The following is a 24,688-nucleotide window of genomic DNA, read 5'->3' as shown; positions in this document are numbered from 1 at the left end:
AACATGAAGCTTATTTCTGATCCAAATCAAACCTCCCTGGTCGATCGCAGCCTAGATGCTGTTTGGCATCCCTGCACTCAGATGAAGCACCACGAGTCATTGCCATTAATTGCCATTACCAAGGGTAAGGGTGCTTGGCTATTTGATGACAAGGAAAATGCGCTGCTCGATTGCATTAGCTCTTGGTGGACCAATCTGTTTGGGCACTCCAATCTGCGCATCAATCAAGCCATTACTAATCAGCTTGAAAAAATTGAGCATGTCATGCTCGCCGGATTTACTCACCCCCCTGTAGTGGAGCTTTCCGAGAAACTGTCCGCATTAACTCAAGGTCATTTGGGTCACGTTTTTTTTGCATCGGATGGCGCCTCTGCAGTAGAAATTGCCTTGAAGATGAGTCATCACTTTTGGCGCCTGAATAACCAACCGCAAAAGAAAAAATTTGTCTGCTTAGAAAATGGTTATCACGGTGAAACCTTAGGTGCATTAGCAGTGACTGACGTTGCAATCTTTCGTGAAGCCTATGGTGCACTTTTACAAGATGTTTTCACTGTACCTTCACCTGATGCACGTAAGGCAAAGCCTGGTGAAAGCGCTGATGATGTTGCTAGACAAGCTGCAAAAAAATTAGAGGCGCTACTAGAAGCAGAGCATCATCATATTGCTGCCATCATTGTTGAACCACTAGTTCAATGCGCTGGGCAAATGGCGATGTACTCACCAGAATATTTACGCTTAGTCCGATCGCTCTGTGATCGCTATAGCGTTCACCTCATCGCCGATGAGATCGCAGTAGGCTGTGGTCGATCAGGAAAATTTTTTGCTTGCGAACATGCGGGAATTTGGCCGGACTTCTTGACGCTGTCTAAAGGCATCAGCGGCGGCTATCTTCCGCTATCGCTCTCCATGACAACTAACAAAATTTATCGCGCCTTCTATGGCGATCAAATGCAACAAGGCTTCTTACACTCACATTCCTATACAGGCAATCCATTAGCATGCGCTGCTGCACTTTCGTGCTTAGACATTTTTGAAGCTGAATCTGTTCTTGAAAAAAATCTTGAACGCAGTAAAGATCTCGCAAATGCATTTGCTTGGGCAAAAGCAGATCCTCGCATCGAACATTGGCGCCAGCAGGGCATGATTCTGGCCTTTGATATCAAACCTGAATCACTAAAAAATTCAGCTACGTTTTCACGAGACATGTTTTTAGCAAGCATGGCGGAAGGCATTCTCATTAGGCCAATTGGCAATACGATTTATGTAATGCCGCCGTATATTCTCTCTTCAGAGGAAACGATGCAAATGGGTGCCTCTGTACAACGCGCGCTTAATCAGGTACTGGCATGAGTGCAAACTTTAAAGCGTGCGATATGGCAGAGCACCAGATTGCCGACCTAGATGAACAGTTACTCAGACGCAAACTACGTACTACCGAATCACCCTGCGACACCAAGGCCCGCGTTGGTAAGCGAGAGCTAAAAGCATTTTGTAGTAATGACTACCTAGGTTTAGCAAACCACCCCAAATTAATTACTGCGCTTGCGGAAGGTGCGAAGCTATATGGGGTTGGGAGCGGAGCATCGCACCTAATTAGCGGTCACAGCATTGCACATGACTTGCTTGAAAAAAAATTAGCCGCCTGTGAGGAAAAACATATTCCTAACGCAGGGGCGCTGTTCTTTAGCACCGGCTATCTCGCGAATATCAACGCCATCACTGGAATTTCTAGACTTGCTGAGCAGGGTCAAGCCAGCATTTACTCAGCCAAACTCAATCATGCCTCCTTGATTGATGGTGTACGACTAGCAAGCGCACAAAATAAAGCTCAGGTGACTTTGTTTGATCACCAAAATCTCGACCCACTGGAAGAGTCGCTTAAGCAAGATACCCACCCCCTCAAGTTGATTGTGGTCGATGGCGTATTCAGCATGGATGGGGATATCGCGCCCGTAGAAAAACTCCTGCACATTGCCGAACAATATGATGCCTTATTGATGGTGGATGATGCACATGGATTTGGCGTGCTGGGCGAACAAGGTCACGGTATTTTGGAACAAGCAGGCGCGCATTCCGAGCGAATCATTTATGTCGGCACACTTGGTAAAGCAGCTGGCGTTAGTGGTGCCTTTATTTGTGCAGCTGCACCTTTTATTGAATGGCTCATCCAAAAGGGACGCCCCTATATTTACAGCACCGCTACACCACCGGCAATTGCGCATACCTTACTCACCAGCCTTAAATTGATCGAGGGTGATGAAGGCATTGCTCGTCGTAAAAAACTGAATGAACTGATTCAGATTTGGCGTGATGAAATGATTTTCTCAAGCTGGGAAAAAACTCCTTCATCCACCCCAATTCAGCCAGTCATTTTAGGAAGCAATGCCAATGCGTTAGCAGTAGCCAAGCTCCTGGATGAAGCGGGCTATTGGATTCCAGCAATTCGTCCGCCCACCGTTCCTGTTGGCACTTCTCGCCTACGCATTACTTTTTCTGCAAACCATAGTGTTGATGGCTTACGTGAGTTAATTCAGGCATTAAAAATCATTGAGCAAACAGTAGAAGGTAACTCATGATAATGAATACCCCCACTGGTTTTTTTGTCACCGGCACCGATACTGAAGTTGGCAAAACTTTGCTAAGTGGTGCGCTCATTCTCAAACTAAGAGAGGCAGGCATCCGCGCAATCGGTTTTAAGCCTGTAGTCGCCGGCACCTATATTGACTCCAACGGTCACAAACTGAATGAAGACCTAGAAGCATTACGGATCGCGTCAGGATTAAATTCTCAGGAGCCAAGTCTCTGCCCCTATGTTCTAGATGAGGCAGCCGCCCCACACCTTGTTGCCAAGAAAAATGATGTTTACCTAGACCCTTCCATCATCTTGGGTGATTTACATTCCTTGAGCCAACAATTTGAGGTGGTGGTTGAAGGTGCAGGTGGATTTTTAGTTCCTCTAAATGAGCAGGAAGATTTGGGTGATCTCGCTCAGGCAATCGATTTACCAGTCATCCTCGTAGTAGGTATGCGTTTGGGCTGCATTAATCACGCCTTACTCACTTGTGAAGCAATTGTGTCTCGCCAGTTGACGCTTGCTGGGTGGGTAGCGAATACGCTTTCAGAGGAAATGCCTCTTTTAGAAGAAAATATTCAAACCCTAAAAGACCGAATTTTTGCGCCATTTTTAGGCGTCATTCCCACCCTTCCCAAGCATCTTGAGAAGCTAGAGAATGCCCCCTACTCCATAGAGACCTTACGATTTGCTGCGGAGCATATAAAACTGCCTGAGTAAATTCAGATAAGATGCAGCTATGCGATTACTTCCAGAAATCATCGACTCCGCATCAGCCATTCAAGAGATTCGACGCAATATTCATGCGCATCCAGAATTACGCTTTGAAGAAAATCGCACTTCCGACCTAGTAGCAGAAGCGCTTTCAAGCTGGGGAATTACGGTATATCGTGGCCTTGGAAAAACTGGGGTCGTCGGCAAACTCGATGGCGACTTAGGTCAAGGCAAGATGATTGGCTTGCGTGCCGATATGGATGCGCTACCACTACAAGAACACAATACCTTTGAACACACCTCAAAGAATCCCGGCAAGATGCATGCCTGTGGCCATGATGGTCATACTGCAATGCTCTTAGGTGCCGCCCAATATTTATCAAATCATCGCGATTTCAAAGGCTCAGTCATTTTTATTTTTCAGCCAGCTGAAGAAGGCGGTGCTGGCGCGCAAGAAATGATTAACGATGGATTGTTCAAACAATTTCCTTGCGATGCTGTTTTTGGTTTGCACAACTGGCCAGGACTTGCAGAAGGTCATTTTGGCGTGACCTCTGGCCCGATGATGGCCTCAAGTAATACTTTCGAAATCACTATCCGCGGTAAAGGTGGACATGCCGCTTTGCCACACAACAGTGCTGACCCCGTTCTAGCAGGAGCTCAAGTTGTCCAAGCACTGCAAAGCATCATTACCCGAAACAAACGTCCAGTGGATGCGGCAGTGTTATCAGTCACGCAGTTTCATGCGGGCGAGACGAGTAATGTCATTCCGGATAGCGCGTTTATCGGCGGCACCGTGCGCACATTCACTATCGAAGTTTTAGATTTAATTGAACAACGTTTGAAAGAAATCTCTCACAACGTATCCAGTGCATTTGACTGTCAGGCAGAAGTCAGTTTTGCTCGCAACTATCCCCCGCTGATTAATCATGACAAAGAAGTGGATTTCGCCAGCGAGGTAACGAGTGAATTGGTTGGGGCGCAAAACGTCAATACCTCAATCGATCCCACGATGGGCGCAGAAGACTTTGCATTCATGCTGCTGGAGAAACCTGGTTGCTATGTGTTTCTAGGCAACGGTGATGGCGATCACCGCGCAGTTGGACATGGCATGGGTCCATGTCAACTCCATAATCCTTCTTATGACTTCAATGACGCATTAATCCCTGTTGGCGTGAGCTACTGGGTCAAGCTAGCTCAACGCTACTTAGAAAAATAATTCATGCTGAGTATTGAAGTGTTTATGAGTTGGTAAATTTAGCTGGACGCTTTTCCATAAAAGCCGCCATGCCCTCTTTTTGATCATTGGTCGCAAAGCAAGAATGGAACAAACGTCGCTCAAAATGAATACCTTCTGAGAGCGTAGTTTCATAAGCGGCATTGATCGCCTCTTTCACCATCATCGCTGTGAGCAACGGCATATCCGCAATCGTCTTAGCAATTGCTTTAACTTCTTTTAGCAAATCCGCCTGGGGGAAAATACGAGCAACAAGACCTGAGCGCTCGGCTTCAGCAGCATCCATCATGCGGCCAGTCAAAGCCAGGTCCATTGCTTTTGCTTTGGAAACTGCACGCGGTAAACGCTGCGTACCACCAGCACCAGGGATAATTCCCAACTTCACTTCTGGTTGTGCAAACTTCGCACTGTCAGCTGCCATGATGGTGTCGCACATCATCGCCAATTCACATCCGCCACCAAGAGCATATCCAGACACAGCTGCAATTACTGGTTTACGTACTTTTCTAATCTCTTCCCAATTACGAGAGATAAAGTCGCCACGATAAATATCAGCAAATCCGTACTTCGTCATCGTTGCAATGTCTGCACCAGCAGCAAATGCTTTTTCACTGCCAGTAACAATGATGCAACCAATATTGTCGTCAGCATCAAAACTCAATAGCGCTGCACCTAACTCATCCATTAACTCATCATTTAGGGCATTTAATACTTGAGGACGATTGAGGGTAATGACGGCAACTTTGCCATCCACTTCAGTCAATATAGTGTTGTAAGTCATCGATCTCTTTCAAAAATAGATTGGTTCAGCGCGGCAACAATAACCACATCTTGCCATCTTGTTTCATGCGTCCGGCTAATTCACCTGCAGAATCTCCTGATCCCCAATAGTAATCAGCTCGCACCCCGCCCACAATGGCTTTACCCGTATCCTGAGCCATCACCAGCTTCTGCAATGCCTGACTGCTTAAGGGCTTGGTTGTATTCAAAAATACTGGTGCACCTAAAGGCATGGCTTTCAAGTCAACGGCAATGCTGCGCTCAGCAGTTAAAGGTACCCCCAAAGCACCATTAGGGCCAAGATCTGCACTGACATTCCCAGGAAGCTCTTTGAAGAATACGAAGCGAGGATTGGCATTTAACATCTCCTCTACACGGCTTGGATTGCGCTTGGCCCATGCCGAGATGCCTTGCATCGTGGCTTCGCTGCGGGTGATTTCTTTCCGGTCTAGCAACCACTGTGCAAATGACTTAAATAGCTGATCATTGGTGCCGGCATAGCCTAGTCGCAATACTCGCCCATCTTCCAAACGAATTTTTCCAGAGCCTTGAATTTGCATAAAAGCGGCAGCCACAGGATCTTGTACCCAAGCAATCTCAGAACCACGTAGCACTCCAGAACTCATTAACTCTGCGCGTGTTGGTGCAGGGTTTGGCTTAGAGGTCTTCCAGGCAGTTGGCAAGCCATATAAAGGAACAGAGTAAGTAACCGTGCGGGTTTGGGAACCATTCATCACCGGCTCGTAATAGCCAGTGATGAGACCAGATTCATTGCCTGTAGCGCTGTTACGCACCTCATATGCCTGAAAATTGCCCTCAAAATATTGGCGAATAGCACGTCCATCTCGGCTCGAAACGTTACTGGCTTGTGTACATACCTGGCGCCAATTAATTTCACTATTGCGTTTGCGCAGAGCATCACAACTTTTGAGCCAAGCTAGCCAAGCCTGCGTTAAATCATCCTCTTGCCAACCGGGCAACTCCTGCCATGAAACTGATCTAAAGCTAGCAATCGAGGAAAGATAGGAAGATGGGGCGCTACCGCTAGACCGGTAACTAGTTCCACGAGTAGAAGGCGTAGAGCAAGCGGCCAGTAAGCCGGCAATGCTGATTACGAATACACTGCAGAGAAGGATTCGGGAAGAATTCTTGCGACTTATTAATTTGGATATAGAAATCATGATTGCCAATTTACTCGATGAATACCCAATGATCCTGTTTGTATTAGAGGGTGGCTTGGCTTTAGCCCTTCTGCTATTTATTGTCCTTTGGACCGGTAAGGGCAAAAAATAGGGTTTGCTTGAGGGCTCAATGTAAGGTTCTTGGCATTACTAAAGCAAATTCTGGGATTGGGGCTTGGAAAAACTGAGCCTCTTCAGTCACGCAGAAGTACTCACCGCGCATAGTTCCTACTGGCGTCGGCAAAGTAGCCCAGCTGGTGTACTCAAACTGCTCCCCCGCCCGTAGAAGCGGTTGTTGCCCTACAACCCCCAAACCACCAACCTCCTGGACATCATTATCCCCATCAGTGATGAACCAGTGGCGAGCAATGAGCTGAATGCTAGCCGTACCCGTATTTCGGATGGTGACGGTATAAGCAAACGCAAATTGGCGGTTATCGGGGTCAGACTGGTCGGGCAAATACTGGGTTTTGACCGTAATGCTGATTTCATGAGGATTCATGCTCGAATTCTGCTCCATCCTAAGGCCAACTGCAAGCTAGAATCTAGGGATGGATAGCCAGAAATCACCCACAAACAGCCAGTTTGTCATTGCCCCCTCCATTTTGTCGGCTGACTTTGCTTGCCTAGGCAAAGAAGTTCAAGATGTTCTTCTAGCGGGCGCAGACTGGATTCACTTTGATGTGATGGACAACCATTACGTTCCCAACCTGACTATTGGGCCTTTAGTTTGCGAAGCGATACGCCCACATGCAACAAAAGATGGCAAGCCAGCGATGATTGATGTGCATTTAATGGTTGAGCCGGTAGACCGCCTCGTTCCAGACTTTGCAAAAGCTGGTGCAAACATGATTAGCTTTCATCCAGAGGCAAGCCCTCATGTGAACCGCACAATTAATTTGATTCGCGATCAAGGTTGTCAAGCTGGCTTAGTCTTAAATCCAGCCACTCCGCTTGATCACCTCGATCACACGATTGAATTGCTTGATCTGATTTTATTGATGTCAGTGAACCCAGGTTTTGGTGGTCAATCATTTATTCCAAGCACTCTCAATAAAATTGCACAGGTACGTGCACGCTTGGATCGCCATCAACAAGAAACAGGTCGCCATATTCGACTTGAAGTAGATGGTGGAATTAAAGTCGACAATATTGCAGAGGTAGCTAAAGCTGGTGCGGATACATTTGTTGCAGGCTCCGCAATCTTTGGCAAAGAAAATTATGCCGATGTGATTAAAGCGATGCGTGCAGAACTAGCGACGTCAGGAAAAGCGTAATGCAGCACGAAGAATTTCTTGCCCTAGCAAAACAGGGTTTCAATCGCATTCCGTTAGTAAAAGAAGTATTGGCTGACTTAGAGACGCCTCTCTCGCTGTACGTCAAACTCACACAAGCTTTTGGACAAAAAAATACTTATTTACTGGAGTCTGTCCTAGGTGGCGAGCGCTTTGGTCGCTTCTCTTTTATTGGTCTGCCTGCTAAAACTGTTTTAAGGACAGTTGGCACTCCAGATGCGCCGCTGACTGAAGTACTCTTCAATGACAAAGTGATTGAAACCAATCATGACAACCCATTGGATTTTGTGGATGCCTATTTCAAACGCTTCAAAGTAGCTGTACAACCTGGTCTCCCACGTTTCTGTGGTGGACTTGCTGGCTACTTTGGATATGACACGGTTCGTTACATCGAATCGCGTTTAGCGAAACATCATCTGCCAGATGAATTAGGTGTGCCCGATATTCAATTGATGCTCACCGAAGAGTTGGCAGTGGTTGATAACGTTGCAGGTCGTATTTATTTAATTGTCTATGTAGATCCAAGTGTTACCGATAGTTTTGAAAAAGGCCAAGCTCGATTAAAAGAATTACTTGCTTGCCTAAGCAAACCAGTAAGCATGCCAGCGTCATTGCCAAGCACCAAAACAGAATTAGTACGCAAGTTCAAAGCAGCTGATTTTGAAAATGCTGTTTTGAAAACTAAAGAATATATTTTGGCCGGCGACTGTATGCAGGTCGTAATCGGTCAACGCATCAGCAAACCATTCACAGATTCACCTCTCGCGCTCTACCGTGCATTGCGCTCTTTGAATCCATCGCCTTACATGTACTTCTATGACTTTGGTGACTTGCAAGTAGTGGGCTCATCACCTGAGATCTTGGTGCGCCAAGAACAATGTGAGAGCCAAAAGATTGTGACGATTCGTCCGCTAGCTGGCACACGTCCTCGTGGTGCCACACCTGAAGAAGATGAGCGTCTTGCCACGGAATTGCTTGCCGACCCAAAAGAAATTGCTGAGCACGTCATGTTGATTGACTTAGCGCGCAACGATGTGGGTCGTATTGCAAAAACAGGTACCGTCAAGGTGACTGATTCGATGTCGATCGAAAAGTATTCTCATGTGCAACACATTGTTAGCTCTGTTGAGGGTGAATTACTAGACAATATGAGCAATATGGATGTTCTGCGCGCAACCTTCCCAGCCGGCACTTTATCGGGCGCCCCCAAAATTCGGGCGATGGAAATTATTGATGAGATGGAAATTGTGAAACGTGGCGTCTATGGTGGTGCGGTAGGCTACCTCTCCTTCTCTGGCGATATGGATGTAGCGATCGCCATTCGCACTGGTGTGATCCGTGATGGTGTAATGCACTCCCAAGCTGGAGCTGGTGTAGTTGCAGACTCCGACCCCACCGCCGAGTGGAAAGAAACCGAAGCCAAAGCCCGAGCAGTATTAATGGCGGCTAATTTAGTACAAGGAGGGCTCGATGCTCCTCATGATTGATAACTACGATTCATTTACCTATAACCTCGTTCAATATTTTGCAGAGCTTGGTGAAGAGGTAAAAGTTTTACGTAATGATGAAATTTCGGTTGAAGAGATCGCTAAAATCAATCCTACGCGCATTTGTATTTCGCCTGGACCATGTAGCCCAGCAGAAGCAGGGATTTCTGTAGCCACGATTCAACGCTATGCCGGACAGATTCCTATTCTTGGAGTCTGTCTTGGACATCAAGCAATTGGTGAGGCATTCGGCGGCAAGATTATTCGTGCCCAGAAAGTCATGCATGGCAAAACGGATGAGATTCACCATACTGGTGCTGGCCTTTTCAAAGATTTGCCAAACCCATTTAAAGTAACTCGCTATCACTCTCTTGCGATTGAGAAGAGTTCATTGCCAGCAGTTCTTGAAGTCACAGCCACCTCATCTGATGGTGAAATCATGGGTGTGCGTCATAAGGAGCTTGCGGTGGAAGGTGTCCAATTTCATCCAGAATCGATTCTTTCTGAGCATGGCCATGCGCTGCTGAAGAATTTCTTGCAAGCCAAATAACTCAAAAGCATTCTCTCGATCCCTATGCCTATTACGCCTCAGCAAGCACTACAACGTTGTATTGAACATCGTGAACTTTTTCATGATGAGATGACGGCAATGATGCGTCTGATCATGAGCGGTGAGATGCCACCCACTTTAGTGGCTGGTCTACTAGTTGCCCTGCGGACGAAAAAAGAGACTGTTGGCGAGATTACCGCAGCCGCCCAAGTAATGCGTGAATTTGCGACGCCAGTACATATAGAGGATAGAAAAAATTTAGTGGATGTAGTGGGTACTGGTGGCGATGGTGCCCATACCTTCAATATTTCTACCGCTGCGATGTTTGTAGCTGCAGCAGCCGGTGCAAAAATTGCTAAACACGGCAATCGCAGCGTCAGCAGCAAATCTGGAAGCGCAGATATTCTAGAGTCTCTAGGCGTCAAGCTGTCGCTCTCACCAGAGCAAGTCGCCAAATGTATTTCAGAGGTTGGGGCTGGCTTTATGTTTGCTCCGAATCATCACCCTGCAATGAGAAATGTTGTCCCGATTCGCAAAGATTTGGGTGTGCGTACGATTTTTAATATCCTTGGCCCCCTTACAAACCCAGCGGATGCTAAGCGCATCCTCATGGGCGTGTTTCATGCTGACTTGGTAGGCATTCAGGCGCGCGTACTACAAGCTATGGGTATGGATCATGCATTGGTAGTTTATGGCCGCGATGGTCTAGATGAAATCTCCCTTGAAGGCCCTACTCTGGTTGGCGAACTGAAAGATGGTCAAGTTCGTGAGTACGAAATTCATCCGAAAGACTTTGGTTTATGCACAGCCCTGACCAATAGCTTTAAGGTCGCTGACGCCGAAGAATCCAAAGCGATTGTGTTGGATGTACTCAATAAAAAATCTGGCCCAGCAAGTGACATTGTTTGCCTCAATGCCGGAGCAGTGCTGTACGTAGCTGATGTGGCACCAAGTATTGCCAGCGGTATTCAGATGGCTCAAGCAGCTATTGCTTCTGGTGCTGCCCGTCAAAAGCTGGACCAATTTGTAGCAGCAACCCAAAACTAATTAAGATCTTCATGAGCGATATCCTCGACAAAATTGTTGCCACCAAAAAAATTGAGGTTGCCGCTGATTCAAAAAAAATCTCTTTAGCCAATCAACGCGATCAGGCCGAAGAAAATAATCGCGATCCGCTTCTAAAGCCCCGGGGCTTTATTCAATCTATCGAAAATAAGATTACGGCAGGTAAAGCTGGTGTGATTACTGAAATTAAAAAAGCGAGTCCCAGCAAAGGAATCTTGCGAGAAAACTTTCAGCCAGCCGAGATTGCTCAGTCTTATGAAAAAAATGGCGCAGCCTGCTTATCGATTCTTACGGATAAAGATTATTTCCAGGGAGCGAATGCTTACCTTCAAGCTGCCAGAGCTGCGTGTAGCATTCCCGTATTGCGCAAAGACTTTACAATTGACCCTTACCAAGTCTATGAAGCACGAGCGATTGGTGCTGATGCGATTTTGCTTATTGTGGCCTGCTTAGAGCACAACCAAATGAAAGAGTTAGAAGCCTGTGCCCATGAGTTGGGCTTAGATGTTCTGGTTGAGGTTCATAACGCTCCTGAGCTAGAGCAAGCCCTTGAATTAAAAACTCCACTGCTCGGAATTAACAATCGTAATCTGAAGACTTTTGAAGTTACCCTTCAAACAACTCTGTCTTTGCTATCAATGGTGCCATCAGGAAAAACCTTGGTTACTGAATCGGGCATCATGAGTCGTGCCGATGTGCAGTTGATGCGTGATCACCAAATCAATGCATTCTTGGTGGGCGAGGCATTTATGCGCGCGAGTGATCCAGGTGCAGCCTTAAGCGAACTGTTTAACTAGGCAAGCCTAGAGGGCTTCAGAAAATCGAGCCCTGCTTTAATCAGCCCAACAAGCACTATGGTGCCAAGCACATCACCAATTAGCATCACCAAGAAGTGATTAAAGCTTCCGGTCTCATCAAGCCCTCGTACAGCAAACCACCACTGGTGTAGACCGGCACTGAAAAGTGCATAAATCAAAATACATGCCACCAACTTTGGCAAACTAAGGTTACCTAGATCTGGTGAAATTTTGGCATTCTTCAAAACAAATATTCTGGCCAAGTAAGGTGCGAGCCCTGAAATCAAGCCAACGCCAATGCAGGTAGTGAAGTCTTGAGGAAAGTCACCTAGATAGCTAATACAGAAGGAGCTGAGCGCAATACCAAGAGCTCCGGGCAAACCAAATATCAGGGTCAGAAATAATCTGAGGCCAGCGGGAAGATAGACCCAATTAACTCCCAATCCATATGCCAAATTAGTCATCAACCATGCATTGATGTAGAACAAAATTGAGTACGTTACCGCACTAATTAAAAAGCCTAAAATCTGTACTGAGAGTGTGTTTTTCATGATCGCCAACGTGGTTATTAACTTAATACTATGTCATGCTAGTAATCAAATTTATGCAGGTATATACTCCTCTCGTTAACCCTTAGGTTAATAGCCATTTAAAACCTTAAGCACTCATGTCGACCACTAAATCCTCTTGCTATATTCGTTTTTTAAACCTGATTGATGTTCTAGACCGCATCAACCCTGGGAAAAAGCTCGACTTTATTGAAGAAAGTCTTCTGGATAAAATTATTTTAAGCTTTCATGCTAAACAGTTCAATTTGGTGGGAGACCTTATCTCCTTATCAGAGCTTGGCTCCCAGGCAACCCTTCATGGGCGACTCAAGAATCTGAGCGCTATGGGCTATATCAAGATGGCAGCGAATGAAGATGGGCGTAAAAAAGAAGTGGTTCCCAGCAAGATTGCCATCAAGCGCTACGAAGAAATTTCTAAGTGCCTAGAAAAGGCTGTCAAAGCAAGCTGATTCAATCCCAAAGAAGCAAAAAAAGCCCTTAACTAGTAAGGGCTTTTTTATTTAACAGTACTGCTTTAGACGTTAAAGAGGAAATTCAAGACGTCACCATCTTTAACAACATACTCTTTACCTTCAGCGCGCATTTTCCCAGCCTCTTTGGCGCCAGACTCACCCTTGAATTGAATGAAGTCTTCAAATGCAATGGTTTGGGCACGAATAAAGCCACGCTCAAAATCAGTATGAATAACGCCCGCAGCTTGAGGAGCGGTATCGCCCTGATGAATTGTCCAGGCACGAACCTCTTTAACGCCAGCCGTAAAGTAGGTCTGCAAGCCCAATAACTTATAGCCCGCACGAATCACGCGGTCTAATCCAGACTCTTCCATGCCGAGATCTGCCAAGAACTCAACCTTGTCAGCATCATCTAAATCAGCGATTTCTGCCTCGATTGCTGCACAAACGGCAACAACTGGTGCTCCCTCTTTAGCTGCGTGCTGAATCACTGCCTCTAGATGCGGATTGTTGGCAAAGCCATCTTCTTTAACGTTGGCAATATACATCGCCGGTTTTGCTGTAATCAAGCACAGTGGCTTCAAGAGCAGATTTTCTTCCTCAGTCAGTTTCAAGCTACGAACTGGCTGAGCTTGATCCAAATGAGCTTGCACCTTAGTTAGTACAGCTACGAGAGCAGCTGCCTCTTTGTCGTTTCCAGACTTTGCAGCCTTACTGGAACGCTGCAGAGTTTTTTCTACAGTGGTTAAGTCGGATAAGGCCAGCTCGGTATCAATCACCGCGATATCGGAGATAGGATCGATCTTACCCGCTACGTGGATTACGTTAGCATCCTCAAAACAGCGCACCACATGGGTGATAGCGTCAGTTTCGCGAATATTCGCTAAAAATTGATTCCCGAGACCTTCACCTTTAGAGGCTCCAGCCACCAAACCCGCAATATCGACAAACTCGACAGCTGCAGGCAGGATGCGCTCAGGCTTTACGATCTCAGCCAAAGCGGCAAGACGGGGGTCAGGAACCTCGACTACACCCACGTTAGGCTCGATCGTGCAGAAGGGATAGTTTTCTGCCGCGATTCCAGCTTTGGTAAGCGCATTAAAGAGGGTAGATTTGCCGACGTTAGGCAGGCCGACGATGCCACATTTTAAAGACATAGCAGTATTGTAAAGGGCTAGTTTCGATATCATCGAGATATGTCAGAAGTTCGCCCAACTATCCCAGCTAATTTGCCTAAAAATACTTCCCAAATTCGTACAGTCGATGTCGTTGTAGTTGGTGCGGGCATAGCAGGTAAGGCTTGCGCCTTAGGCCTAGCTCAGCTAGGTCTAAACACCATTCAAATTGCCCCTGACTTAGGGCAAGCCGTTCCCGCTCCTCAGGGAGATCAATGGGGGCAACGCATATACGCCTTTTCTCCCGGCACCCAAAAACTATTAGCCCATCTTCAGATTTGGGATGCCGTTGATCACAGCCGCATGCAGCCCGTTCGAGATATGCGGATTTTTGGCGATCGTGGAGAAAAACATGACCAGCTACATTTGTCTGCTTTTGAAGCCGGGACACCTCAGTTGGCCTGGATTGGCGAATCGAACGTAATCGAACACACCCTAGACCAAGCCTCACGCTTTCAAAATAAATTAGAGCGCATCAATGACGCGGTAGAAAACATTCAAGTAGATTCAGATAGAGCAACGCTGCAACTGAGAAATGGATCTGCCTTGCGCACCCAACTCGTCATTGCCGCTGACGGAGCTAATTCACCGATACGTACTGAACTAGGAATTTCCACAAAAGAAGAAAGTTATTCGCAAAGTGCTGTCGTAGCGAATTGGATTTGCAGTAACGCACATTTAGAAACCGCCTATCAATGGTTTTTGCCAGGCGGCGATATCGTGGCAATGCTGCCATTACCAAACAAACAAGTCTCGATGGTATGGTCAACTTCACCAGAAAATGCTGCTGAACTTTTAAAACTAGATCAAGTAGTATGGACTGAAAAGTTTTCCTCAATTGCCAACGGGGAAATAGTGAAGCAACTTGGATTACTCACACTCAATTCAACACCAGCTGCCTTTCCTCTCAGAAGAATTCGTGCGAGTCGTTTTATCGGGCCCGATGAGAACCCCAAAGTTGTGCTGATTGGAGACGCTGCCCATGTCATGCATCCTTTGGCTGGGCAAGGCTTGAACTTGGGGCTAAGAGATGTAGCAACACTATTAAACATTTTGAGTAAGCGAGAGTCTTTCCGCCTGCCGAACGACAAAGTATTGCTGCGCCGTTACGAACGTCAACGTCAAGGCGATACTGGTGCTCTGCTCTGGGTAACCGACAAACTCAAGAAGTTATTCTCAGCCAGCAGTGGTACAGAGAAACAATTGCGCAATTGGGGCTTAGGCCTCGTCAATCGTAGTCACTTTATTAAACGGCGCCTCATTGAGCGCGCCCTTGGAGATGCTGATTTTGAATAAATTAATTTCTACTATCGCCTTAGCCTTCTCTCTCATTTTTTTAGCGGTATCGGTGAATGCGCAATCAGAGCAGCAAGTTAGATCTGAGCTACAAAAGAAAATTGGCGCTAACACCAAAATTAAAAGTGTTTCCTCATCACCTATCCCTGGCATATACGAGGTGTTGGTCGGGAATGATGTGTTTTATACCGATGCGAACAGTAAATATTTAATTCAGGGTGAAATCATTGAAATCGCCACAGGAAAAAATATTACCGAACAAAAACAGGCAGACCTGAATCGCATTAAATGGGCCGAACTGAATCCATCAAATGCTTTAAAAGCAGTACGCGGCAATGGCAGTCGGCAGCTGGCTATTTTCTCTGACCCCAACTGCGGTTACTGCAAGCGCCTTGAGAAATCACTCCAACAGCTAGACAACGTCACTATCTACACCTACCTCATTCCGATTTTGTCGCCAGACTCTGCGCAGAAGTCTAAACAAATCTGGTGCTCTGCCGATCCACAGAAGGCCTACATTGATTGGATGATCAATGGCATTGCGCCGAGTGGGAAAAGTGACTGCACTACCCCCTTAGACAAGAATATGGCCTTCGCCAAGACCTATGGCATTACTGGCACCCCCACTATTTTCTTTGCTGATGGCAGCCGCTTTCCGGGCGCCGTTCAAATCACTGATATTGAAAAGAAATTTAACAGTCTGAAGTAATAGGTCAAGCTTATGAATGAATTAAATACTTCTGATCTGCCTGCAATCCAATACACCATCTGGGCGGCAGATCTACATGGTCACCGCTTTTATGTGAAGTTGCGTATTGAGAACCCATTGCCGAATGGACAGATTTTGCAAATGCCCGCGTGGATTCCAGGCAGCTATTTGATTCGTGACTTCAGCAAGCAAATCGAAACAATTGAAGCTTTTGCAGTTGATAACCCGAATGAAGCACTCGAGCTTGAGCGAATTGACAACGATCAGTGGCGCTTACCCAAGGTGGCTGGCGCAGTAGAGATTCTGACAACGGTATATGCATTTGATTCTTCGGTACGCGCTGCCTATCTTGATACTGAACGTGCGTTTATCAATCCAAGCAGCTTATGTTTAGCAGTCAAAGGTCAAGAGTCTTTACCCTGCGCATTAATATTAATTCCACCCAAAGATACTTGCGCGAATTCCTGGACTGTTCAGACAGGCTTGCAGCCAGCCAAAGTAGGCAGTCAAGGTTACGGCTTTTATCTGGCAAAAAATTATGATGATCTGCTGGATCATCCCATTGCGATGGGAGAGTTTCAAATTGCCCATTGGAAATCCAATGACGTGTCACATAGCATGGCGATTCAGGGCTGCATTCATGAAATTGATCTAGAGCGTTTAGCAACTGATCTTCAAGCTATCTGCGTTTGCACCATCAATCACTTTGAGCCAATAACCAAGAAAGCCCCATTCCAAAATTATTTATTTTTGGTCAATGCCGTTCTTTCTGGCTATGGTGGCCTTGAGCATCGCAATAGCACTGCCCTGCTATGCCGTCGCGATCAGATTCCCCAAGTCAATACTCCCTCGGATGAAACATCCTATCGTGAGTTTTTGGGTCTTTGTAGTCATGAGTATTTTCATGCTTGGTTAGTCAAACGGATTCAACCCAAAGCATTTCAACCTTATCAACTCGATCGCAGAAACCATACCCGCTTACTGTGGCTATTTGAAGGCTTTACAAGTTACTACGATGATCTGCAATTATTCCGTAGTAAACGCATTGATCTCAAAACCTATCTCAAGCTAGTCGCCAATAATTGGAATGGTATTTTGCGTGGGCCAGGTAGATTCAAGCAAAGCCTGGCTGATAGCTCTTTTGATGCCTGGACTAAGTACTATCAAGCAGATGAAAATACTCCAAATGCAGTCGTGAGTTATTACGGCAAGGGGGCATTGCTTGCCCTAGGTTTAGATCTCAAGATTCGCGCATTCACAGGAAACCGTCAATCCTTAGATGATTTGATGCGCCTCATCTGGCAAACACATGGAGTCACGCTTGATGGGATTGCTGAAGATGGTCTTGATGAATTAATGCAAACACTTCTGGGTACAGGATTTAATAAAACTTGGAATGAATTTAAGTCTCGCTATATTTTTGGTGTTGAAGATATCCCCATTCAGAAGTGGATTAATTCGAAGATCATTTCAGTTAAACAAAAAACTCACTCGAAGCTTGAGCAAATTAAATTGCAATTAGGATTGCGTACTAGCGATGCGAATGGCTGGCTAAAGGTAACGCATGTGCTTGACGGTGGAGCAGCGCAATTAGCAGGCCTAGCTACTGGAGATATTTTGGCCAGTATTAATGGTGAACGAATTACTCCTGCTCGATGGGATAAGGTCTTATCTAGCTTGATATCGGGACAAGTAATTCAGATTTGTTTTTACCGAGATGATCTAGAGCATGAGTGCATGACTGTCCTTGAGGATGATCAAATTCCAAAGCAGTACACGCTCACTCCAGCTGAGTGATGCATTCATTTTCTGCGGCTGATATTCCAGAAGATTGGCGCGCCCTACTCGGAGATTATTTTGAATCACCTGAGTGGCAAATGCTGCAGACCAATATCAGGGCTGACTTAACTAAGGATGCAAAGAAGATGTGTCCTGAGCCCCAGAACTTCTTTAAAGCGCTCACCCTAACTCCGCTTACTCAGGTCAAGGTCGTTATCTTAGGGCAGGATCCGTATCACTCTCCTGGGCTGGCTCAAGGCTTAGCCTTTTCCATCCCGAGTGATATTCCAACCAATTCCAGGCAATTTCCCAGCTCCTTACGCAATATCAGTAAAGCACTAGCACTAGAGGGGTTTGGCGCCCTTCCTAACGGTGATCTTCATACCTGGGCTGAACAAGGCGTACTGCTCATCAATACTGCCTTAAGCGTCAAATTAGGCGAAGCGGGTAGTCATGCCAACTTGGGCTGGAAATCCCTCGTTGATAGACTGATCAGTGCCCTGGCAAAGCAAAAGTCTTACCTAGTTTGGATGCTGTGGGGTGGTCACGCCCAATCAAAGTTGCCCTTGATTGAGACGGCCCAAGATCAGTTAATTCTACAATCCTCCCACCCCTCTGGGCTTGGGGTCTACAAAACAGACCAGCCCTTTCTGGAGCCAGGCGGGATGGCAAGTTGCAGGCACTTCACTAAAGCCAATGAGTGGCTCATCAAGCAGGGTGTAGAGCCAATTATCTGGGTAGATAGAAACAATTCAATTGGATTGGACTTATTTTTTATAGGGCATTAATCTTTACGTTACATGTAACAAATAAATAAGTTAATATGTTACATGTAACGTAAACAAAAAACCTGAAAATGTCCTCAAATAGTGCACTTAGAGTCCAAAAACACAGGCATGCCTTAAGGGGTGCTGGATTGCGACCTATTCAAATATGGGTTCCCAACACGCAGGCTCCAGGCTTTCTTGAAGAGTGCCGTCGCCAATCAGCATTAGTAGCCACATCCGATCGAGCAGACAAAGAATTAATGTTCTTCCTTGATGACGCATTAGCTGACTTGGATGAAGCATGAAGCGTGGCAATGTAGTGACAGTTGCCATACAAGGTGACTTTGGAAAGCCGAGGCCAGCCCTAGTCCTTCAATCAGACGTATTCAGTGATATTCATGCAACGGTAACGGTTGCCCTGATTTCAAGTGAAATTGTGCAAGCTCCAATATTCCGACTTGATATTGAGCCCAATGAAGCCAATGGCCTAACCCGACCATCCCAAGTTCAAATCGATAAGATCATGTCAATTCGAAGTGAAAAAATTGGATCCGTGATTGGTGAGCTCAATGACGTCATGATGGTTCGGGTCAATAGAGCGCTGGCGCTTTGGCTAGGTTTGGCCTAAATTGGCTTGCTAGAAAAGATTGCGTAGAGACAGCCTATAAGGCAAGAAGCCCCTATGGCGCTTAGCCACTCCAGCATCTGACCTGACTGAAAGAAGCCTGTAAATTGCCCTACATAGGAGCTCGCTAAGGCAGATATGAAGCCTATTAAGGCGGCCATGAGGAATCTCTTGATTTTGGGCTTGGCTTTACGCTGCCCGGGGTAAAAAACCAAGGTAAATACGCCCGTTAAGCCACCGATTACCAGAAAAGCTAAAAACCCCATTGCTACCCCCATTGTTGCCGACATCAAATCTATAATCACCATTATGAAGTTGTTGACACTCGGCATCAATCATCACACAGCGCCGGTCGCCATTCGGGAAAAGGTCGCCTTTGACCCTGAATTTCTTCAAGAAGCGTTGCACGATCTTCGCCAACATCTGGTTGGCGCGAATCAGGCCGGGCTGCCAGAAGCCACCATCTTATCCACATGCAATCGCACCGAAGTCTATTGCGCCGCTAATGATGCAGATGCAGCCAGTCTTTTGCATGAAGCCACTTTTGATTGGCTGGCAAAAACTCAACAACTTGCCCCAAGCAGTTTGGAGCCGCACATTTATTCACTACCGCAATCGGATGCGGTACGTCACGCTTTTAGGGTGGCCTGTGGATTAGATTCCATGGTGATTGGTGAAACCCAAATCTTGGGTCAGATGAAAGATGCTGTGCGCACTGCAAATGATGCGGGCGTACTTGGCACTTATCTCAATCAACTCTTTCAGAAAACCTTTGCCGTCGCAAAAGAAGTTCGTGGCTCTACAGAAATTGGTGCTCACTCAATTTCGATGGCAGCCGCTTCGGTTCGTTTATCCGAACGTATTTTTGAAAGCATTGCTGATCAACGCATTCTGTTTATCGGTGCCGGTGACATGATCACTTTATGTGCCACCCATTTCGTTGCACGCAAACCCAAAGCAGTTGCAATCGCCAATCGCACCATTGAGCGCGGCCAAGAATTAGCAGACTCGATTTCGATTCAAGATGTTGAAGCGGAATCATTCAAGCTCTCAGAGCTCCCCTCACGATTGCATGAATTCGACATCATTGTTTCAAGCACCGCATCCTCATTGCCGATCATCGGCCTAGGCATGGTTGAGAGCGCTCTGAAGCAACGTCGCCATAAACCGATGGTGATGATCGACTTGGCAGTACCTCGTGACTTTGAACCTGAGATTGCTCGGTTAAATGACATTTATCTTTATACAGTCGATGATTTAGGCGTGATGATTCAAACCGGCGCTTCCTTGCGCCAAGCTGCCGTGAGTCAAGCTGAAGCGATTATTGAAGATCGGGTTGGTAACTTTATGCACTGGATGCAAGGTCGCAAGACTGTGCCATTGATTCAGGATATCCAACAACAAGGTGAACACCTCAGGCAACTTGAACTCGATCGGGCCATGAAACGATTAATGCGTGGTGAGGATCCCCAAGAAGTTCTCAATGCGATGGCTCAAGGCCTAACCAATAAGTTCTTGCATGGCTCATTGCATGCTTTACAACACTCCAATGGCGCCGAGCGTGACGCCTTGATTAAGTTGCTTCCCAAATTATTCGCCTCGCATTCCAAGCCAGAAGACCATTAGATGAAGCCCAGCATGCGGGCTAAGCTAGACCACCTAGACACGCGCTTAGCCGAACTCAATTCCCTATTAACCACCGAAGAGTCCACCAAAGACATGGACAACTATCGGAAGCTCACACGCGAGCATTCTGATATTGCGATGGTAGTTGAGCAATTTGGCTTATACAAACAAGCTGAGGCAGATGCTCAAGCCGCTGAAGAGATGCGCAAAGATCCCGAAATGAAGGACTTTGCTGACGAAGAACAAAAACAAGCACAAACTACCATGGAGGAGCTTGAGGGTGTCCTACAAAAACTCTTGCTACCCAAAGATGTCAACGATGAACGCAATGTCTTCTTAGAAATTCGTGCAGGTACAGGTGGTGATGAGAGCGCACTATTTGCTGGTGACTTACTGAGGATGTATACGCGCTTTGCTGAGCGTCAAGGCTGGAAGGTGGAAGTGGTGAATGCTGCTGAATCCGATCTTGGTGGCTATAAAGAAGTTGTTCTGCGCCTAGTTGGTCAGTCAGTCTACTCACGGCTCAAATTTGAATCTGGTGGTCACCGCGTACAGCGTGTACCCCAAACAGAGACTCAGGGTCGAATTCATACTTCAGCCTGCACGGTAGCAGTGATGCCCGAGGCTGATGAGCTAGAAGCAGTGAAAATTAATCCTGCAGAATTAAGAATTGATACTTTCCGCGCCTCTGGTGCTGGCGGTCAGCATATTAATAAAACAGATTCTGCAGTTCGCATTACGCACTTACCCACGGGCACAGTAGTTGAGTGTCAGGATGACCGTAGCCAACACCGTAATCGCGAGCAAGCCATGAAAGTACTGGTATCTCGCATCATGGATGCACGAGAACGTGAAAAGCATCAACTTGAGGCGCAAACTCGAAAGTCTTTAATCGGCTCTGGTGATCGTAGCGACCGTATTCGTACTTACAACTTTCCGCAGGGTCGCATTACCGATCACCGCATTAATCTCACGCTCTATAAGATTGATGCCATGATGGATGGTGATTTAGATGATTTGTGCAATGCCTTAGCATCAGAACATCAGGCAGAGCTTCTAGCGGCACTTGGCGATAGTTAATACAAGCAGGATGAGTATCAGCCAGTCTTTACGCGAATTAATTAGCAACTGCACATTGCCAGCCAATGAGGCTCGCATACTACTAGCTCATTTACTAGAGAAGCACTACCAACTCCCTCGCTCTGCTCTGCTATCTCATGACGATATGAGTCTGAATGAGCAAGCTTTTGAGGAATGGGAAAGTCTAGTCTCCAGAAGATTGCATGGTGAGCCCATCGCCTATATCTTGGGCAAGAAGGGTTTTCATAATATTGAGTTACAGGTAGGGCCTGGGGTGCTGATTCCTCGCCCAGAAACTGAGCTTCTCGTAGAGATTGCTCTTAGTGAAATCGCCAAACTCAATAAGCCCACCAAAGTGTTAGATCTAGGTACTGGCTCTGGCGCTATCGCCCTTTCGATCGCTAGTACTGCACCTCTGGCGTCACTGCTTGCAACAGATCGATCGGCTGAGGCTCTAGCAATCGCCAAGCACAATGCCCAATTTCTGAATCTGACGGATCGCGTCCAGTTCTCACAAGGCAATTGGTACGAGGCAGTAGCCCAACTAAACCAATTTGATGTAATTGTCAGCAATCCGCCCTATATCGCCAACCAAGACCCCCATCTCACCCAAGGGGATCTTCGGTTTGAGCCTGAATCTGCCCTGACGGATTACGCTAGCGGGCTGAGCTGTCTAGAGCTCATTATTGCCGGGGCAGATCAATACCTGAAAGCTGGTGGCTTGATTGCCGTTGAGCATGGCTTTGATCAATCTGAAGCCGTGGTGGAGCTCATGAAAGGGGTAGGCCTAATTGATGTGCAGGCTCATCTTGATTTGGCGGGCCACTGCCGTGCAGCTTCTGGACGAAAAAGGCTCTAAAAGCCACAAAGGGAATTAACCCTTTTCTGCAGATAGCCTTAAAATTACCCTCATTGTTAATTGCAATTCAAGATCGCCTTACAGCACTAATTCAGGAAGAAAAAGATGAATACCCAAGCCAGAATTCAAGAAATCGTTAACAGCCATCCCGTTGTATTGTTCATGAAGGGCAATGCGCAATTTCCACAATGCGGATTTTCTGGAAATGCAGTCAATATTCTGCGTACTTGTGGCGTAGAAAAGCTACATACAGTGAATGTATTAGAGGATGCAGAAATTCGTCAGGGCATTAAAGAATTCGCTAACTGGCCAACTATTCCGCAGCTCTACATCAATGGTGAATTCATTGGCGGCTCTGACATCATGACTGAGATGTTTCAAAGCGGTGAATTGCAAAAGTTAGTTCAAGGCTAAGATTCAATAGCTTATATAGACTGCATTTGTGACTTTTGATTTAAGCGCTCTTCTCCTTTTTGGCCTGCCATTCGGCTTATGTGCAGGCCTTTTAGTTTATGCGCTCAATCTGAGATCCGCCCTTCGGCGTAGCGAACAACAAGCACAGGCTGAAGCTACTCTCACTATCAGCTTACGTACTGAAAGAGACCAAGCCTTACAAAATGCGATTCGTTTAGAGGCGGAGCTAGATTCTGAGCGTAAGCAGGGCTTAGGAAGAATTGAGTCCCTCAATGAAGCCAAAGAAGCGCTGACCAATCAGTTCAAAAATTTGGCCAATGAAATTCTGGAAGATAAATCGAAGCGCTTCACTGAGCAGAATGTTGCCAATCTAGATGCATTACTCAAGCCACTGCAAACCAAGCTTTCAGAATTTAAAGAGCAAGTAAATACTTCCTACGGCAATGAAGCACGTGAACGTTTTGCTCTCAAGAGCGAGATCGAGCGTCTAGCTAATCTAAATTTACGTATGTCGGATGAGACGCGCTCGCTAACTCAAGCGCTCAAAGGTGATTCCAAGGTACAGGGTAATTGGGGTGAGTTGGTTCTCGAGTCCATTCTTGAGTCTTCAGGTTTGCGCAAGGGTGAAGAATATCTTGTTCAAGACAGCCATACCCAGACTGATGGCTCACGTCTCCAGCCTGACGTAGTTGTTAAATTGCCGGAAGGCAGAAGTTTGGTGGTCGATAGCAAGGTTTCCATCACGGCATATTCACGTCATGCAGAAGCAACTGATCCGACAGTCTCAGAGCAAGAGTTAGCCGCCCATATTCAGTCGCTAAGGCAACATATTCAAGGACTATCCAGTAAAAACTACAGCTCCTTGTATGGCATTGGCTCAGTAGACTTTGTATTAATGTTTGTTCCTATTGAACCCGCCTTCTTATTGGCACTCAAGACTGCACCAAATCTCTATCAAGAGGCCTTAGCCAAAAATATTGTGCTAGTGTGTCCAAGCACCTTGATGGCAACCTTAAGAACTGTTGCTCATTTGTGGCGTCAGGATTCACAAAATCGCAATGCACTAGAAATTGCTAAGCAGTGTGGAATACTCTACGATAAGTTTGTTGGTTTTGTTGATGATCTAGAAAAATTAGGTCAACGCTTGGACCAAGCACAAACTAGTTATCACGATGCCTTTAGCAAACTCAAATCTGGCAAGGGCAATCTCATTCGCACTGCTGAGAAAGTACGCGAACTAGGTGTTAAGCCCAGCAAAAACTTATCTGCACCCCTGATTGAATCATCAGCAGACTCTGGTAAAAATTGACTGCTAAAGCATCAGCAATTCAAACCTCATCGCATTCCTATAGAAAGGTGGCTATTGCAGCCTGCTTTGGAACCTTTCTAGAGTGGTACGACTTTCTCGCTTTTGCTACTCTTGCGGTAGTTTTTGCCCCTCTTTTTTTTCCCTCAAGCGATCCCAGCACCGGCCTTTTAGCAAGCTTAGCCACCTTTGGAGTTGGTATGGTTGTAAGGCCGATCTGTAGTATCCCCTGGATTCGTACATCTAAAAAGTAGCGTTTTCTGTTGTTTATGGCAGTATTTACAACAGGAGAATCACTATGAAAAAGTTACGATTTACAGAAACCCAGATTGTCGGGATATTGAAGGAAGCCG

27 protein-coding genes are annotated in these 24,688 nt (G+C 46.3%); 21 read left to right on the top strand and 6 right to left on the bottom strand.

Annotated elements, in window-relative coordinates:
- The first annotated feature begins 3 nt into the window (after positions 1–3).
- Genes bioA through ACIQZ3_RS08045 form a run of 4 tightly spaced genes read left to right on the top strand, consistent with a single transcriptional unit; the run spans position 4 to position 4,505 of the window.
- On the top strand, positions 4–1,350 hold the full coding sequence (gene bioA / locus ACIQZ3_RS08060; protein WP_397392039.1) for an adenosylmethionine--8-amino-7-oxononanoate transaminase: 1,347 nt from the start codon (positions 4–6) through the stop codon (positions 1,348–1,350).
- On the top strand, positions 1,347–2,576 hold the full coding sequence (locus ACIQZ3_RS08055) for an aminotransferase class I/II-fold pyridoxal phosphate-dependent enzyme (RefSeq protein ID WP_397392037.1): 1,230 nt from the start codon (positions 1,347–1,349) through the stop codon (positions 2,574–2,576). Before bioA ends, ACIQZ3_RS08055 begins: the two co-directional genes overlap by 4 nt.
- A complete protein-coding gene (bioD, locus tag ACIQZ3_RS08050; RefSeq protein WP_397392035.1) occupies positions 2,573–3,292 on the top strand; it encodes a dethiobiotin synthase in 720 nt (239 codons plus the stop codon). Before ACIQZ3_RS08055 ends, bioD begins: the two co-directional genes overlap by 4 nt.
- A 19-nt stretch (positions 3,293–3,311) precedes the next feature.
- Positions 3,312–4,505: a M20 aminoacylase family protein gene (locus tag ACIQZ3_RS08045; protein WP_397392033.1), complete on the top strand. Its 1,194-nt coding sequence runs from the start codon at positions 3,312–3,314 to the stop codon at positions 4,503–4,505.
- A 22-nt stretch (positions 4,506–4,527) separates the two neighbouring features.
- Here ACIQZ3_RS08045 and ACIQZ3_RS08040 read toward each other — a convergent pair whose 3' ends face one another.
- The 3 genes from ACIQZ3_RS08040 to apaG form a co-directional block, all read right to left on the bottom strand.
- On the bottom strand, positions 4,528–5,304 hold the full coding sequence (locus ACIQZ3_RS08040) for an enoyl-CoA hydratase (protein WP_397392031.1): 777 nt from the start codon (positions 5,302–5,304) through the stop codon (positions 4,528–4,530).
- Positions 5,305–5,329: 25 nt separating this feature from the next.
- Complete coding sequence (locus ACIQZ3_RS08035; protein ID WP_397392029.1) at positions 5,330–6,484, bottom strand: murein transglycosylase A; 1,155 nt, start codon at positions 6,482–6,484, stop codon at positions 5,330–5,332.
- Positions 6,485–6,611: 127 nt separating this feature from the next.
- On the bottom strand, positions 6,612–6,986 hold the full coding sequence (gene apaG, locus ACIQZ3_RS08030) for a Co2+/Mg2+ efflux protein ApaG (RefSeq protein ID WP_397392027.1): 375 nt from the start codon (positions 6,984–6,986) through the stop codon (positions 6,612–6,614).
- Positions 6,987–7,035: 49 nt separating this feature from the next.
- On the opposite strand from apaG, the gene rpe reads away from it, so the two are divergent.
- From rpe to trpC, 5 genes are read left to right on the top strand one after another with little or no spacing between them, the layout of a single operon-like run.
- Entirely contained in the window at positions 7,036–7,761 is a 726-nt protein-coding gene (rpe, locus tag ACIQZ3_RS08025) for a ribulose-phosphate 3-epimerase (RefSeq protein ID WP_397392025.1), read from the top strand.
- Positions 7,761–9,266, top strand: a complete 1,506-nt coding sequence (gene trpE / locus ACIQZ3_RS08020; protein WP_397392023.1) for an anthranilate synthase component I — start codon at positions 7,761–7,763, stop codon at positions 9,264–9,266. The genes rpe and trpE overlap by 1 nt, the downstream gene beginning before the upstream one ends.
- Complete coding sequence (locus tag ACIQZ3_RS08015) at positions 9,250–9,816, top strand: anthranilate synthase component II (RefSeq protein ID WP_397392021.1); 567 nt, start codon at positions 9,250–9,252, stop codon at positions 9,814–9,816. Before trpE ends, ACIQZ3_RS08015 begins: the two co-directional genes overlap by 17 nt.
- Positions 9,817–9,840: 24 nt before the next feature.
- A complete protein-coding gene (gene trpD, locus ACIQZ3_RS08010; protein ID WP_397392019.1) occupies positions 9,841–10,863 on the top strand; it encodes an anthranilate phosphoribosyltransferase in 1,023 nt (340 codons plus the stop codon).
- A gap of 11 nt (positions 10,864–10,874) precedes the next feature.
- Positions 10,875–11,678 (top strand): indole-3-glycerol phosphate synthase TrpC, encoded by an 804-nt coding sequence (gene trpC / locus ACIQZ3_RS08005; RefSeq protein WP_397392017.1) that lies wholly within the window; start codon positions 10,875–10,877, stop codon positions 11,676–11,678.
- Here trpC and ACIQZ3_RS08000 read toward each other — a convergent pair.
- The gene (locus ACIQZ3_RS08000) at positions 11,675–12,229 is read right to left on the bottom strand and encodes a hypothetical protein (protein WP_397392015.1); all 555 of its coding nucleotides are present in this window, start codon (positions 12,227–12,229) and stop codon (positions 11,675–11,677) included. The two genes, trpC and ACIQZ3_RS08000, sit on opposite strands and share 4 nt — an antisense overlap.
- 116 nt (positions 12,230–12,345) lie before the next feature.
- Between ACIQZ3_RS08000 and ACIQZ3_RS07995 the strand changes: the two genes are divergently transcribed.
- Positions 12,346–12,696: a hypothetical protein gene (locus ACIQZ3_RS07995; RefSeq protein WP_397392013.1), complete on the top strand. Its 351-nt coding sequence runs from the start codon at positions 12,346–12,348 to the stop codon at positions 12,694–12,696.
- Between the two features lie 65 nt (positions 12,697–12,761).
- On the opposite strand, the gene ychF is transcribed toward ACIQZ3_RS07995, so the two are convergent.
- Positions 12,762–13,856, bottom strand: a complete 1,095-nt coding sequence (ychF, locus tag ACIQZ3_RS07990; protein ID WP_397392011.1) for a redox-regulated ATPase YchF — start codon at positions 13,854–13,856, stop codon at positions 12,762–12,764.
- Positions 13,857–13,895: 39 nt separating this feature from the next.
- On the opposite strand from ychF, the gene ACIQZ3_RS07985 reads away from it, so the two are divergent.
- From ACIQZ3_RS07985 to ACIQZ3_RS07960, 6 genes are all read left to right on the top strand, one after another.
- Entirely contained in the window at positions 13,896–15,170 is a 1,275-nt protein-coding gene (locus ACIQZ3_RS07985) for an FAD-dependent monooxygenase (protein WP_397392009.1), read from the top strand.
- Positions 15,163–15,879 carry a DsbC family protein gene (locus ACIQZ3_RS07980; RefSeq protein WP_397392005.1) on the top strand — a complete coding sequence of 239 codons (717 nt, stop codon included), beginning with the start codon at positions 15,163–15,165 and terminating at the stop codon, positions 15,877–15,879. Before ACIQZ3_RS07985 ends, ACIQZ3_RS07980 begins: the two co-directional genes overlap by 8 nt.
- Before the next feature lie 12 nt (positions 15,880–15,891).
- The gene (locus tag ACIQZ3_RS07975; RefSeq protein WP_397392003.1) at positions 15,892–17,676 is read left to right on the top strand and encodes a M61 family metallopeptidase; all 1,785 of its coding nucleotides are present in this window, start codon (positions 15,892–15,894) and stop codon (positions 17,674–17,676) included.
- On the top strand, positions 17,676–18,446 hold the full coding sequence (locus ACIQZ3_RS07970; RefSeq protein WP_397392001.1) for a uracil-DNA glycosylase: 771 nt from the start codon (positions 17,676–17,678) through the stop codon (positions 18,444–18,446). Before ACIQZ3_RS07975 ends, ACIQZ3_RS07970 begins: the two co-directional genes overlap by 1 nt.
- Positions 18,447–18,514: 68 nt before the next feature.
- Positions 18,515–18,730: an antitoxin MazE family protein gene (locus tag ACIQZ3_RS07965; RefSeq protein WP_397391999.1), complete on the top strand. Its 216-nt coding sequence runs from the start codon at positions 18,515–18,517 to the stop codon at positions 18,728–18,730.
- Positions 18,727–19,053, top strand: a complete 327-nt coding sequence (locus ACIQZ3_RS07960; RefSeq protein ID WP_397391997.1) for a type II toxin-antitoxin system PemK/MazF family toxin — start codon at positions 18,727–18,729, stop codon at positions 19,051–19,053. The genes ACIQZ3_RS07965 and ACIQZ3_RS07960 overlap by 4 nt, the downstream gene beginning before the upstream one ends.
- Here the strand turns inward: ACIQZ3_RS07960 and ACIQZ3_RS07955 are convergent.
- Positions 19,050–19,316, bottom strand: a complete 267-nt coding sequence (locus tag ACIQZ3_RS07955) for a hypothetical protein (protein ID WP_397391995.1) — start codon at positions 19,314–19,316, stop codon at positions 19,050–19,052. The two genes, ACIQZ3_RS07960 and ACIQZ3_RS07955, sit on opposite strands and share 4 nt — an antisense overlap.
- A gap of 43 nt (positions 19,317–19,359) precedes the next feature.
- On the opposite strand from ACIQZ3_RS07955, the gene hemA reads away from it, so the two are divergent.
- The 5 genes from hemA to rmuC all read left to right on the top strand — a co-directional run bounded on the left by hemA (position 19,360) and on the right by rmuC (position 24,338).
- On the top strand, positions 19,360–20,676 hold the full coding sequence (gene hemA, locus ACIQZ3_RS07950; RefSeq protein WP_397391993.1) for a glutamyl-tRNA reductase: 1,317 nt from the start codon (positions 19,360–19,362) through the stop codon (positions 20,674–20,676).
- Positions 20,677–21,756: a peptide chain release factor 1 gene (prfA, locus tag ACIQZ3_RS07945; RefSeq protein ID WP_397391991.1), complete on the top strand. Its 1,080-nt coding sequence runs from the start codon at positions 20,677–20,679 to the stop codon at positions 21,754–21,756.
- Positions 21,757–21,766: 10 nt separating this feature from the next.
- Positions 21,767–22,615, top strand: a complete 849-nt coding sequence (prmC, locus tag ACIQZ3_RS07940) for a peptide chain release factor N(5)-glutamine methyltransferase (protein ID WP_397391989.1) — start codon at positions 21,767–21,769, stop codon at positions 22,613–22,615.
- 105 nt (positions 22,616–22,720) lie between these two features.
- Positions 22,721–23,029, top strand: a complete 309-nt coding sequence (grxD, locus tag ACIQZ3_RS07935) for a Grx4 family monothiol glutaredoxin (protein WP_397391987.1) — start codon at positions 22,721–22,723, stop codon at positions 23,027–23,029.
- 28 nt (positions 23,030–23,057) lie between these two features.
- On the top strand, positions 23,058–24,338 hold the full coding sequence (gene rmuC / locus ACIQZ3_RS07930; protein WP_397391985.1) for a DNA recombination protein RmuC: 1,281 nt from the start codon (positions 23,058–23,060) through the stop codon (positions 24,336–24,338).
- The last annotated feature ends 350 nt before the right edge of the window (positions 24,339–24,688 follow it).

This window comes from Polynucleobacter sp. (genome assembly GCF_044342855.1).
In the GTDB taxonomy this organism is placed as follows: Bacteria; Pseudomonadota; Gammaproteobacteria; order Burkholderiales; family Burkholderiaceae; genus Polynucleobacter.
The sequence above is the reverse complement of the archived record's forward strand: the minus strand, read 5'-3'. Positions and strand labels throughout refer to the sequence as shown.

Excerpts from the sequence above, each read along its gene's own strand:
- bioA (WP_397392039.1), top strand. The coding sequence starts at position 4 with ATGAAGCTTATTTCTGATCCAAATCAAACCTCCCTGGTCGATCGCAGC.
- ACIQZ3_RS08055 (WP_397392037.1), top strand. The coding sequence starts at position 1,347 with ATGAGTGCAAACTTTAAAGCGTGCGATATGGCAGAGCACCAGATTGCC.
- bioD (WP_397392035.1), top strand. The coding sequence starts at position 2,573 with ATGATAATGAATACCCCCACTGGTTTTTTTGTCACCGGCACCGATACT.
- ACIQZ3_RS08045 (WP_397392033.1), top strand. The coding sequence starts at position 3,312 with ATGCGATTACTTCCAGAAATCATCGACTCCGCATCAGCCATTCAAGAG.
- ACIQZ3_RS08040 (WP_397392031.1), bottom strand. The coding sequence starts at position 5,304 with ATGACTTACAACACTATATTGACTGAAGTGGATGGCAAAGTTGCCGTC.
- ACIQZ3_RS08035 (WP_397392029.1), bottom strand. The coding sequence starts at position 6,484 with ATGATTTCTATATCCAAATTAATAAGTCGCAAGAATTCTTCCCGAATC.
- apaG (WP_397392027.1), bottom strand. The coding sequence starts at position 6,986 with ATGAATCCTCATGAAATCAGCATTACGGTCAAAACCCAGTATTTGCCC.
- rpe (WP_397392025.1), top strand. The coding sequence starts at position 7,036 with ATGGATAGCCAGAAATCACCCACAAACAGCCAGTTTGTCATTGCCCCC.
- trpE (WP_397392023.1), top strand. The coding sequence starts at position 7,761 with ATGCAGCACGAAGAATTTCTTGCCCTAGCAAAACAGGGTTTCAATCGC.
- ACIQZ3_RS08015 (WP_397392021.1), top strand. The coding sequence starts at position 9,250 with ATGCTCCTCATGATTGATAACTACGATTCATTTACCTATAACCTCGTT.
- trpD (WP_397392019.1), top strand. The coding sequence starts at position 9,841 with ATGCCTATTACGCCTCAGCAAGCACTACAACGTTGTATTGAACATCGT.
- trpC (WP_397392017.1), top strand. The coding sequence starts at position 10,875 with ATGAGCGATATCCTCGACAAAATTGTTGCCACCAAAAAAATTGAGGTT.
- ACIQZ3_RS08000 (WP_397392015.1), bottom strand. The coding sequence starts at position 12,229 with ATGAAAAACACACTCTCAGTACAGATTTTAGGCTTTTTAATTAGTGCG.
- ACIQZ3_RS07995 (WP_397392013.1), top strand. The coding sequence starts at position 12,346 with ATGTCGACCACTAAATCCTCTTGCTATATTCGTTTTTTAAACCTGATT.
- ychF (WP_397392011.1), bottom strand. The coding sequence starts at position 13,856 with ATGTCTTTAAAATGTGGCATCGTCGGCCTGCCTAACGTCGGCAAATCT.
- ACIQZ3_RS07985 (WP_397392009.1), top strand. The coding sequence starts at position 13,896 with ATGTCAGAAGTTCGCCCAACTATCCCAGCTAATTTGCCTAAAAATACT.
- ACIQZ3_RS07975 (WP_397392003.1), top strand. The coding sequence starts at position 15,892 with ATGAATGAATTAAATACTTCTGATCTGCCTGCAATCCAATACACCATC.
- ACIQZ3_RS07970 (WP_397392001.1), top strand. The coding sequence starts at position 17,676 with ATGCATTCATTTTCTGCGGCTGATATTCCAGAAGATTGGCGCGCCCTA.
- ACIQZ3_RS07965 (WP_397391999.1), top strand. The coding sequence starts at position 18,515 with ATGTCCTCAAATAGTGCACTTAGAGTCCAAAAACACAGGCATGCCTTA.
- ACIQZ3_RS07960 (WP_397391997.1), top strand. The coding sequence starts at position 18,727 with ATGAAGCGTGGCAATGTAGTGACAGTTGCCATACAAGGTGACTTTGGA.
- ACIQZ3_RS07955 (WP_397391995.1), bottom strand. The coding sequence starts at position 19,316 with ATGGGGTTTTTAGCTTTTCTGGTAATCGGTGGCTTAACGGGCGTATTT.
- hemA (WP_397391993.1), top strand. The coding sequence starts at position 19,360 with ATGAAGTTGTTGACACTCGGCATCAATCATCACACAGCGCCGGTCGCC.
- prfA (WP_397391991.1), top strand. The coding sequence starts at position 20,677 with ATGAAGCCCAGCATGCGGGCTAAGCTAGACCACCTAGACACGCGCTTA.
- prmC (WP_397391989.1), top strand. The coding sequence starts at position 21,767 with ATGAGTATCAGCCAGTCTTTACGCGAATTAATTAGCAACTGCACATTG.
- grxD (WP_397391987.1), top strand. The coding sequence starts at position 22,721 with ATGAATACCCAAGCCAGAATTCAAGAAATCGTTAACAGCCATCCCGTT.